The sequence below is a fragment of the Streptomyces sp. NPDC001220 genome (genome assembly GCF_053597895.1).
This window is the reverse complement of the sequence record NZ_JBSFJE010000021.1, coordinates 1-9,823: the sequence shown is the minus strand read 5'-3', so window position 1 is coordinate 9,823 and position 9,823 is coordinate 1. Positions and strand designations below refer to the sequence as shown.

General features: G+C 66.5%; 12 protein-coding genes and 1 pseudogene. 9 read left to right on the top strand and 4 right to left on the bottom strand.

The window, feature by feature from the left end; genetic code table 11:
• Positions 1-122: 122 nt before the first annotated feature.
• On the top strand, positions 123-1,451 hold the full coding sequence (locus ACWDGI_RS37495) for a class I SAM-dependent RNA methyltransferase (protein ID WP_450766954.1): 1,329 nt from the start codon (positions 123-125) through the stop codon (positions 1,449-1,451).
• Positions 1,452-1,826: 375 nt separating this feature from the next.
• On the opposite strand, the gene ACWDGI_RS37490 is transcribed toward ACWDGI_RS37495, so the two are convergent.
• Entirely contained in the window at positions 1,827-2,003 is a 177-nt protein-coding gene (locus ACWDGI_RS37490; RefSeq protein ID WP_450766952.1) for an RNaseH domain-containing protein, read from the bottom strand.
• On the opposite strand from ACWDGI_RS37490, the gene ACWDGI_RS37485 reads away from it, so the two are divergent.
• Positions 1,981-2,394 (top strand): RNaseH domain-containing protein, encoded by a 414-nt coding sequence (locus tag ACWDGI_RS37485; protein ID WP_450766950.1) that lies wholly within the window; start codon positions 1,981-1,983, stop codon positions 2,392-2,394. The genes ACWDGI_RS37490 and ACWDGI_RS37485 overlap by 23 nt on opposite strands.
• Here ACWDGI_RS37485 and ACWDGI_RS37480 read toward each other — a convergent pair.
• Positions 2,376-3,221, bottom strand: a complete 846-nt coding sequence (locus ACWDGI_RS37480; protein WP_450767178.1) for a hypothetical protein — start codon at positions 3,219-3,221, stop codon at positions 2,376-2,378. The two genes, ACWDGI_RS37485 and ACWDGI_RS37480, sit on opposite strands and share 19 nt — an antisense overlap.
• 69 nt (positions 3,222-3,290) lie before the next feature.
• A pseudogene (locus ACWDGI_RS37475) lies at positions 3,291-3,501 on the bottom strand (IS701 family transposase); the annotation flags it as partial.
• Between the two features lie 370 nt (positions 3,502-3,871).
• Here ACWDGI_RS37475 and ACWDGI_RS37470 point away from each other — a divergent pair.
• The 5 genes from ACWDGI_RS37470 to ACWDGI_RS37450 all read left to right on the top strand — a co-directional run bounded on the left by ACWDGI_RS37470 (position 3,872) and on the right by ACWDGI_RS37450 (position 7,877).
• Positions 3,872-4,786: an NAD-dependent epimerase/dehydratase family protein gene (locus ACWDGI_RS37470; RefSeq protein WP_450766948.1), complete on the top strand. Its 915-nt coding sequence runs from the start codon at positions 3,872-3,874 to the stop codon at positions 4,784-4,786.
• A gap of 175 nt (positions 4,787-4,961) precedes the next feature.
• Entirely contained in the window at positions 4,962-5,366 is a 405-nt protein-coding gene (locus ACWDGI_RS37465) for a Dabb family protein (RefSeq protein ID WP_073900753.1), read from the top strand.
• Between the two features lie 156 nt (positions 5,367-5,522).
• A complete protein-coding gene (locus ACWDGI_RS37460) occupies positions 5,523-5,936 on the top strand; it encodes a nuclear transport factor 2 family protein (RefSeq protein ID WP_450766946.1) in 414 nt (137 codons plus the stop codon).
• Positions 5,933-7,123 (top strand): cytochrome P450, encoded by a 1,191-nt coding sequence (locus tag ACWDGI_RS37455; protein WP_450766944.1) that lies wholly within the window; start codon positions 5,933-5,935, stop codon positions 7,121-7,123. Before ACWDGI_RS37460 ends, ACWDGI_RS37455 begins: the two co-directional genes overlap by 4 nt.
• A 181-nt stretch (positions 7,124-7,304) precedes the next feature.
• Positions 7,305-7,877: an IS3 family transposase gene (locus ACWDGI_RS37450; RefSeq protein WP_450767176.1), complete on the top strand. Its 573-nt coding sequence runs from the start codon at positions 7,305-7,307 to the stop codon at positions 7,875-7,877.
• A 7-nt stretch (positions 7,878-7,884) separates the two neighbouring features.
• Here ACWDGI_RS37450 and ACWDGI_RS37445 read toward each other — a convergent pair whose 3' ends face one another.
• Entirely contained in the window at positions 7,885-8,541 is a 657-nt protein-coding gene (locus ACWDGI_RS37445) for a TetR family transcriptional regulator (RefSeq protein ID WP_450766942.1), read from the bottom strand.
• Positions 8,542-8,654: 113 nt separating this feature from the next.
• Here ACWDGI_RS37445 and ACWDGI_RS37440 point away from each other — a divergent pair, with 113 nt between their 5' ends.
• The gene (locus ACWDGI_RS37440) at positions 8,655-9,110 is read left to right on the top strand and encodes a YybH family protein (protein WP_450767174.1); all 456 of its coding nucleotides are present in this window, start codon (positions 8,655-8,657) and stop codon (positions 9,108-9,110) included.
• A 327-nt stretch (positions 9,111-9,437) separates the two neighbouring features.
• A partial coding sequence (locus ACWDGI_RS37435) for a trimeric intracellular cation channel family protein (protein WP_450766940.1) occupies positions 9,438-9,823 on the top strand: 386 nt, incomplete at its 3' end.

Genomic DNA, 9,823 nt, shown 5'->3' with positions numbered 1-9,823 from the left:
CGGCCCGGAGGTCCCGGCGATCACGTGGTCGCCGGGGCGCCCCGGCGAGCACGTAGACTGGTGGGCTGTCGTCGGCCCATGCGCGGCCGAGCCCCCTCTCGCTGATCTGGAGTCACCCCGCCATGCAGGCAGAACCGAAGAAATCTCTGGTGGGGACGGAGTACGAGGTCGAGGTGGGCCCGGTCGCGCACGGCGGGCACTGCATCGCTCGGACCACCGAGGGCCAGGTGCTGTTCGTCCGGCACGCGCTGCCCGGCGAGCGGGTGGTGGCCCGGGTGACCGAGGGCGAGGAGGGGGCCCGCTTCCTGCGCGCCGACGCGGTCGACATCCTGGACGCGTCCAAGGACCGCGTGGAGGCCCCCTGCCCCTACGCCGGCCCCGGCCGCTGCGGCGGCTGCGACTGGCAGCACGCCAAGCCGGGCGCCCAGCGCCGGCTGAAGGGCGAGGTGATCGCCGAGCAGCTGCGGCGGCTGGCCGGCCTGACGCCGGAGGAGGTCGGCTGGGACGGCACGGTGATGCCCGCCGAGGGCGACAAGCTGCCGGCCGGCGAGGTGCCGCAGTGGCGCACCCGCGTGCAGTACGCGGTCGACGCCGACGGCAACGCGGGACTGCGCCGGCACCGCTCGCACGAGGTGGAGCCGATCGAGCACTGCATGATCGCGGCGCCGGGCGTCAGCGAACTCGGCATCGAGGAGCGCGACTGGTCGGGCATGGTGTCGGTGGACGCGATCGCCGCGACCGGTTCCCAGGACCGCATGGTGATCCTGGAGCCCCGCCCCGGCGCCCGCCTGCCCCTCGTCGAACTCGACAAGCCGGTGTCCGTCCTGCGGGTGGACGAGAACGACGGTGGCATCCACCGCGTCCACGGCCGCGCCTTCGTCCGCGAACGGGCCGACGGCCGCACCCACCGCGTGGGCAACGGCGGCTTCTGGCAGGTCCACCCGAAGGCGGCGGACACCCTGGTGACGGCGGTGATGCAGGGTCTGCTGCCGCGCAAGGGCGAGATGGCGCTGGACCTCTACTGCGGTGTCGGCCTGTTCGCCGGCGCCCTCGCCGACCGCCTCGGGGAGAAGGGCGCGGTGCTGGGCATCGAGTCCGGCAAGCGGGCGGTGGAGGACGCCCGCCACAACCTCGCCGGCTTCCCGCGGGTCCGCGTCGAGCAGGGCAAGGTCGAGACGGTCCTTCCGCGCACCGGCATCACCGAGGTCGACCTCGTCGTCCTCGACCCGCCCCGCGCGGGCGCGGGCCGCAAGACGGTGGAGCACCTGGCGTCCCTGGCCGCCCGCCGGATCGCCTACGTCGCCTGCGACCCGGCGGCACTGGCCCGCGACCTGGCGTACTTCCGGGACGGCGGATACCGGGTACGCACACTGCGGGCGTTCGATCTGTTTCCGATGACGCATCATGTGGAGTGCGTCGCGATCCTTGAGCCGGTGGCAAAGGGCTCTTGACCTGCGGGTTTGAGCGTGCGCGCTATGTGCGGTGTGGGCGTTACGGGCGACATCTTGACGCTGAAATGACGCTCATTTGACGCTCGTTCTGATGGGATGTCAGGTCTGTGCGCATAAGCGGACGGGCCACAGCCAGCAGCGTATGGGTCCGCCCGACGCTGTCGCCCGTCGAGAAGCAACTGCGGGAAAAGCTCCCCGAGCAGTGTCCCGGCTGGGTAGACCGATGGTCCGACTACGTCGAGGCGGACGGTGTGCCGATCCGACCGTGGGTCGGCGGGCAAGACCAAGACCTCAGCCGCCGGGCGGCCGGAGCCGAGTTCCGCGAGGTGACGACGCCGGACCGCCGCGCATGCCCGTGCGGGATGAGCCTGCAAGTCACTGACTCGGTGGGGAACCTTCCTCTCCGGAGGACTCGTCGGAGTCGCCGTCGTGTGGCAGGACGTATTGTGCGGTCTTTGCCGCCATGTGGAGCGGGAGTGGAAGCCCTGGGGTCACGTTGTAGTCAGGCGCGCGGCGCAACTGGTGGGTGATGGCGGCCCAAGGTCCCGGCACGCTGGATTTCTCTGGCACGGCGACACGTGGTGCGTGCGGTGGCGGCACTCCGAGTTCACCTTGCCGCGTTGCTCGTAGCGGTCGCTACTGCGCTCTGTGCGGGGTTCCCGATCTGGACGATCAACGGGCCGAGACGGCCCAGTTCATCCGGGCGCTGCTCTATAGCCTGCGCGACCGCCGCGTCCTGCTGCTCTCGCACGCACAGAACTCCCGTCTGCACTGGCCGTGGCTGACCAACGGCCGGCTGCGTCCCGACGCCCTGCAGTTCGGCCCCAACCCGGCCCAGCACATCACCCTGTACGGCGAGAATCTGTGCCATGTGCGGGGGTACGCGACCACGCATCCGACGAAACCTCCCCTTGTACGACAGTCTCAGATCTTGAGGTTGTGATCGGTTCTGCTCGGGTTGTCGCCAGGGGCGGAGACGGGCTGGGAGCTGGTCGCCGCGCCGGTTGTAGTGGCTGACGGTGGCCCGGGGCTGGTGCAGGGCTCGCCAGTGATGCTGCTGGAGAGGTAGGCGTCGCTGTGGTGGGCGGTCAGGGCGGTGGCCGCGAGGAGACAGGCGAGGGCTGGCGCGCTCCCCGGGAGATCGGGTTCTGGTTCTGGGTGGCGGGCGCGCTGGACGGTTAGGAAGGCCAGGGCGAGCATCGCGCAGGTGACGTGCCGGTGCCAGGAGGTCCAGCGGCGGACCTGGTACTGGCCGAGGCCGGTGATCTGTTTGGCGAGTTCGTTGTTCTCCTCGATCTTCCAGCGGACCCCGGCCCTCACGATCGCCTCGGTGACCGGGTCGGCGGCCGGGGCATGGATGAGGAAGTACGCGTACTCGAAGTCGACGCGGCCGCCGGCCAGTTGCTTCTTCTCGGTGCTGCGGCGGATCAGCAGCTGGTGGACGAAGCCGTCGGCCGGTATCTGTCCGGGCAGGGGGACCTCGAACCAGGTCCAGTCGTAGGCTCGCTGTCCCTTGGAGCCCTCGCCCTGGCTGCGGCGTTCCCACTGCGGGTGCACCGTGGCGTGGTGCAGCAGGTCACCGGCCGCCGCGACCTTCGGCAGGTACGGCTTGTCCGGCGGGCCCTGAACCGGCACCGCGAGCACGTGGCGGATCCTCTGCCCGTGCAGCCAGGACCTCAGAGCGGGGTCCTTGCCGTAGTCCGCGTCGATAGCCACCCAGGAGAACGGCAGCCCACCGGCCACCGCGCCCTGCAGCATGGCGATGCCCAGCTGCGGCTTGGTGGCGAAGGCGGCCTCGTCGGGGACTCCGGCCTCCCGGCGCCTTCTTGATCACCTGGGTGTCGTCCAGCACCAGCGTCGCGCCCGGATCCCCCAACTCCCGTGCCGCGTAAGCCTGCACCTTGGCCGGCAGTCCGTCCGCGCTCCAGGACGCCTCGCCCAGAAACCTCTGGATCCGGTGCGGGGTGGCATGCCCGGCTCGCCCTGCCATCGTCCAACCGTTCTTCCGGCCCAGGTCAGACAGCAGCCCCTCGATCAGATCGGCGAACACCTCCCGCGGCTCCACCCTCACACTCCATCAGCATGACCGGACAACGGTCAGCACCGATCATCAGTCACAAGATCCGCGGTAGTGCCTGACAGTGTTAGAAAAATCTATCTCTGCCAAATCGCAGCGAGGCCCGGCTAGCGTCACGACTCGTGCGACACCACCGGTGACCAAGTACGAAGACGGACGACGAGATTGTACGAGCCCTTGGCTGACTGACCGGCGGCGGCATACGGCGACGTGAAGAGCGGCCGATCCGAGGTCTGGACTGCGGCCCAAGCCCAGGCCGATTAGTTTCCGCAACGGCCATCGACGAACTTTGTTCTGAGTCTTTGACGAACCCAGGACACCTCTCTATATGAAAGAGCCCATCATGGCCATGCATGTCGTTATCGGCGCCGGTTCCATCGGCACGAATGTCGCTCGCCTGCTCGCCGACCGCGGTGAAAGCGTCCGCATTGTCACGCGCAGCGGCTCGGGCCCGGAGTATCCGCTGGTCGAACGGGTCGCCGCAGACGCTTCCGACCCCGGCCGCCTGACCGAGCTGTCTCGCGGCGCAAAGGTAATCTATCACTGTGCGAACCCGCCTTCCTACACAATGTGGGAACAGGTGTTGCCGCCCATGCAGAATGCGGTCATCGCAGCCGCGAAAGCAAACGGGGCGGTGCTGGCAATTACTGGCAGCATGTACGCTTACGGCCCGCAGCCTGGCGGTGTGATGAACGAATTCACCCCCATGGCCGCCACTGGGTCTAAAGGTCTTCTCCGTAAACGGCTGTGGGAGCAGGCCCTTGACTCCGGAGTCCGCACCGTGGAGGTTCGCGGGTGCGACTACATCGGCAGGGACTCGAATGGCGTATTTTCCATAATCATTGAGCCGGCAATGAAGGCGGGCCGAGCAGCCTGGGTGCCTGCCGATCTGGACGCGCCACATACCTTCACCTTCAACGGAGACATGGCTCGGGCCCTGGTCACGCTTGGAAACGATGAGCGTGCGTGGGGTCAGGCGTGGCATGTGCCGTCGCCACCGGCCATCAGCATCCGTGAACTGGCGCGGCGCTACGCCGCCGCTGCAGGCCGGCCCCCGGTCAAGCTGATCCCGTTGCCACGCGCGGCAATGCGTACAGCTGGGCTTTTGGTACCGGCAGCCCGTGAAATGGCCGAAATGGACTATCAGTGGTACTCGCCGTTCCTCATGGACGCCTCGAAAACGGCTGACACCTTCGGTCTCACCGCCACCGACCTGGACATCGTTATCAATGATCAGGTGAGCGCGGCGGCGGCTTGATCCCGCCTCCCGGGTTCGACAGCAAACAGCGATTCCGGCACCGCGCTTCGTCATGACACGTCCGGTGAATCGGCCCTTATCGCATTTGAGTCAATCCTGCGATGAGGCCCACCATCTGGGCTGTGTCGTGTAAGGCATCCCTCTTCGGCAGTAATAAACAATGACAGGAGTAGCCATGATCTACCACATCAACCGCGCGAAGGCCAAGGCCGAAGTCACCCCCGAGCAAATCGAGGCCGCCTTGGAAAGTTGGCGCAACCAGGGACGGTCCAACCCGGCCGTGAAGTCTTTCATGGTTGGCCGCGATCTCGGCGGGGAATTCGACTACAGCTGTGTCTTCGTCGTTGAGGACCTCGACGGCCTCTACGAGTACCTGACCCACCCCGCGACTATCGGGACCGACCATCTGGGCCTGGCGCTACTCGAACGCCTCGACATCTTCGACATCAGCGACGACGACGACCCTGACCTGTACGCGAAAATCGAGGAACTGCACCGCCGCCGCAGCGCCCTGAACCCGGAGATTCCCGGCATGCTTTCGGACGTCCCAGAATTTCGCGGCGCCGGCGCGAACGACTGATCAGCACGTCATGACCGGCAGGTATACGTAGCAAGGCACACGGCACCTGCCGGTCGTGACGCAATCACCCCTCGATAACTTTTACGCTGGTTACGGCACCGGCTCGGTGAGGACCTGGCCAGACATTCCGATGCGGCCGGGCCGGGATCGAATGACATGGAATCCTTGAGAAGGAGTAGTTCCGTGCACCTAATTGACGCGGTAGATCGCCTTTGTGGCGCCATCAATTCGCATTCAGCGCAACGAGTCGCCGACTGCTTCACTGCCGACTACGCGGCGGAGGTGCCGCACCGTCCTGCAGAAAGTTTTACCGGGCAGGAGCAAGTGCTGACGAACTGGTCCTTGATATTTACCCGAGTGCCCGATCTGAAAGCAAGAGTTCTACGGACAGCAATTTCGGGGTCCGAGGTGTGGTCCGAATGGGAAATGAGTGGAACTTCTCCTGAGGGGCTACCCGCCCTCTTGGCCGGACCTGTAGTAATGACCGTCCGCGACGATCGCATAAATTGGACTCGCTTCTATGTGAGTCCGGTCTCGTCCGTCTCATCCTGGGAAGGAGTGACGTCATGACGGTCCCGGGCTTCGATGAACTTCCCGTCTTCCTTCAACGCGACGGGCTGCTACCCGCCCCGGCGCTGCTCGCAGCGAGAGACCAGGCGCGCCTGACCCGAACCACGACGGTGTTCGGACAGGAGGCATGGCTGGTCACTGCCGCCGAGGACGTACGTACTGTCCTGGGTGATTCTTCGCTGTTCACCACGGGCGACTCGGTACCGATGTTCCGCAGCGGCGACCCGGACATCCTCGACATGCCCGGGGCGCTGCTGTTCATGGACCCGCCCGAGCACACGATCCTTCGTAAGATGCTGGCCCCCAGGTTCACCGGCCGAGCGCTCGCACGCTGGCAACCGCGGATCGTGGAGATCATCGAGGAACATCTCGACGCGTTGGAGCAGGCGGGCCCGCCTGCCGACCTGATGAGTCACTTCACCTGGCAGGTGCCCTCTCAGGTCATCTGCGAGATGCTCGGCGCTCCGCTGGACGAGCGCGAACGGGTCCAGAAGCTGCTCGACGCGAGCTTCGACTTCACGATTTCGGAAGCCGAACGGGCCACCGCGAACGAGGGGATCAACACCTATATCCACGAACTCGCCCTGCGGGCGCGCGCCAACCCCGGTGCCGACCTGCTCAGCGAACTGGTCGTCGAACACGGCGATGAACTGACACCGAAGAACCTCGCCGCCATCGGAGCCACCCTGCTGCAGGCCGGCCACGAGACGACGGCGGACATGATGGCGTCGTCTGTGGTCGCGTTGCTCGCAAACCCGGACCAACTGGCGCAGCTGCGTGCGGACCCGACCCTGATCGACAAGGCCGTGGAGGAGTTGCTGCGCTACCTCTCAGTGGTACAGATCAACCCACCACGTCGCGCCACCCGGGACACGATCGTCGGCGGCCAGCCCATCAGCAGCGGCGATCTACTGCTGGTCGCGCTGCCCGCCGCCAACCACGACGCCGCTCTCGTCGACAGGCCCGGCCAACTCGATATCACCCGGAATACCACCCATCACCTCGCCTTCGGGCACGGCATCCACCATTGCCTGGGAGCACCTCTGGCACGCCTCGAGCTCACCCTCGGGCTGCCCATGCTGCTGAACCGCTTCCCCGAGCTTGCACTGGCCGTGGAGCCGAGCGCGCTGAGGTTCAAGGTCGGTTCGGTGGTGCACGGGCTGCGGGAGGTTCCGGTGACATGGTGAGTCGGCGGATGGAAGCCGAGCAACTCGACCCGACCCGGCCCAGGTGACGGCGCTCCTCGACGAGCGTCCCCGCCTGGGAGTCGAATGCGTACTTCGGCAACTGCACATCGCCTCCTCCACCTAGTACCGGTGGCGCCGGGCCGAGCGTGAACCGTGCGAACGGCGGCGCCGCGACGTCGAGCTGACCGAGCGGATCAAGGAGATCCACACGGAATCCGGTGGCGTCTACGGCTCACCGCGCGTGCACGCCCTCCTCAAGCGGGAGGGCGTCCACGTCGGGCGCAAGCGCGTCGAGCGGCTGATGCGCGAGGCCGACATCGCGGGCGTGAGCCCGAGGCGGAAGGGCTTCACGCGCCGCGACCCGAAGGCCACGTCGGCCCCGGACCTGGTGGAGCGGGACTTCACCGCGAAGGCGCCGAACCGGCTGTGGGTCACCGACCTCACGATGATCCCGACCGGCGAGGGGCCGTTGTGGCTCTCCGCGATCCGGGACGCCTTCTCCCGCCGGGTGGTCGCGTGGGAGACCTCCGCCCGAGCGGACGCCGACTTGGTCCTGACCACGCTGGAGTACGCTCGCGCGTCCCGCGAGGTCGAGCCCGGCCAGATGCCCCAAAGGTGCAACCCGAGCCAGAACACAGCAAGGGACCAGGCGCAGCGCGACGCGATCCGAGTTGTGGATGACGATCACATCGTCGACCTGAAGACCCAGATCAGAAGCGGTCGCCCCCTCAAAACCAGCAGAACCAGAACCTAACGAAGCACTACTGACGCACCACCAGGGGCAGGCCGGCTGCAGTGGCCGCCACCATGCGCTTCAGTGTCGGGCGGAACGGCGGGAAAGCTCCCGCGATTTCCGGCTCGCGCGCGTACAGTTCACGCAGTGCCTCGGGGGGGCGGGTGATGGGAAACAGCTTCGCCACGAAAGCGCTGGCTGTCATCACCAGCGCGGCGCCATCGGCAGGGGTCAGTTCTGGGCAGGCGGCCGAGATGCGTTGGCCGATCGTCCAGTAGGTATCGATGGCCCACCTTTTGAAGACCTTCAATACCTCCACGGACACGTTGTGCTCGAGCATCGTCTCTGCGTGCGTGGTCAAATCACAGTAGAGCGGCCTGTCCACGAAGGCATCCGCGAGAACGCCCGCTGTTGCCTCGGTCCCACTCACCTCCTCCAACCGGGCACCTACCGCGCTTGCCCACTCGGAGCCCGCGCTCATCATCAGGTGCAGGTAGATCTCCTCACGCGTGCCGAAGTAGCGCAACACGTTGGACTTGGCGAGTCCGACCGCGGTGGCGATGTCCTGCAGGCTGACCCTGGCCACGCCGGAGCGCTCGGCGAGCTCCCGAGCCGCGGTGAGGATGGCCTCGCGGCGCTGCTCCTTCTGATCAGGGCGTCGAGCCCGCTGGAATGGCGCTGACATCACCGTTCATCCTAGCCCAGGGCTATCAGAACACCATTCTCTTGTTAAGGAACGAGTGTTCTGTTATCGTCCCGACAACCGCCAGCCCCATCGCGCTCTGGGAGTGAAAGACCATCTCCGCCACCCCGACCAACCTCAGCCAGACCGTTGACGACTTCGTTGCCGCCTTCAACGAGCCCAGCCCCGATCTCGGCAAGGTCATGTCCTTCTTCGCCGACGACGCCGTGTACCTGCCCGGCCACCTCCCAGAACGACGTGGCATCGCGGCGATCCGCAAGGAGTTCGAGCCGCACTTCGCCGGGCGCTACGGGGCCATGCACTTTGCCGTGTACGACAAGATCATCGACGAGTCGAACCGCCGCGCCACGATCCGCTGGGCCTGCCGCCTCGACATGAGCGGAGAGTTCGGCCGTCATGTGCCGTTGCCACTGCGTCTGTTCGCCCGTGCGCGCTACGGCGGCCGCATGCAATGGCACGGCGTAGACGTGTTCCACTTCGACACCGCAGGACGTATCAGCGGCAAGTTCACCTACGCCATGTTCCGGTTGCCGCTGTGGGAGCGAGGCTGACATGGCTCCCCGACGGCCCGAACAACCCGAGACGACCCACGCAACGATGCCCGTCATCACCCGCGCCATCGCTGAGTGCGTCCGCTGCTCGCCGAACGCGACTGCACCGCCAGGGTCGAGGTGCCGGGCGGCAGGTGACGCACGGTGATCTCCAGGCCGGTCTCGGCGGCGAGATCGGTCAGCCCCGGCCCGATCCGCCGGCATCCGTAGCGCCGGTCCGGCGCGAAGCGATGGGCGGGAATGGACCGCGGTCGGCAGGAACCGGCCCGCGTCCCGGCCTCCCTCGTCGCCGACAACCACCACTCGACGTCGTTCTAACGCGGTGTTTTGGATCCCAGCAAGCGCGCTCGGTATTTCTCGCCAACCAGCCAGCCGCAGAAGCACACCGTCCACGCATGTGGCGACCGCTCAACAGGCAAGATGTCGCACCCGGCAACCTCCGTGCGCAAAACACCCCCAAAGTACCGCGAAATCGTTCGCATGCCCAAGGCATTCAAGAGCCTGCATCCTCGCCAGCCTTCAGAAAGTGCTTGCCTCATGCAAATAGAGGAACTGACTGGTGCTGTCCAGTACGTGATGGATCTCTTCGGCATCTTCGCCTTCGCCCTCTCAGGGGCATTCCTCGCAGTGCGCAAGGACTTCGACATCTTCGGGGCGGTCATCCTCAGCGAGGCGGCAGGCCTCGGTGGCGGCCTCTTCCGTGACCTGGTGCT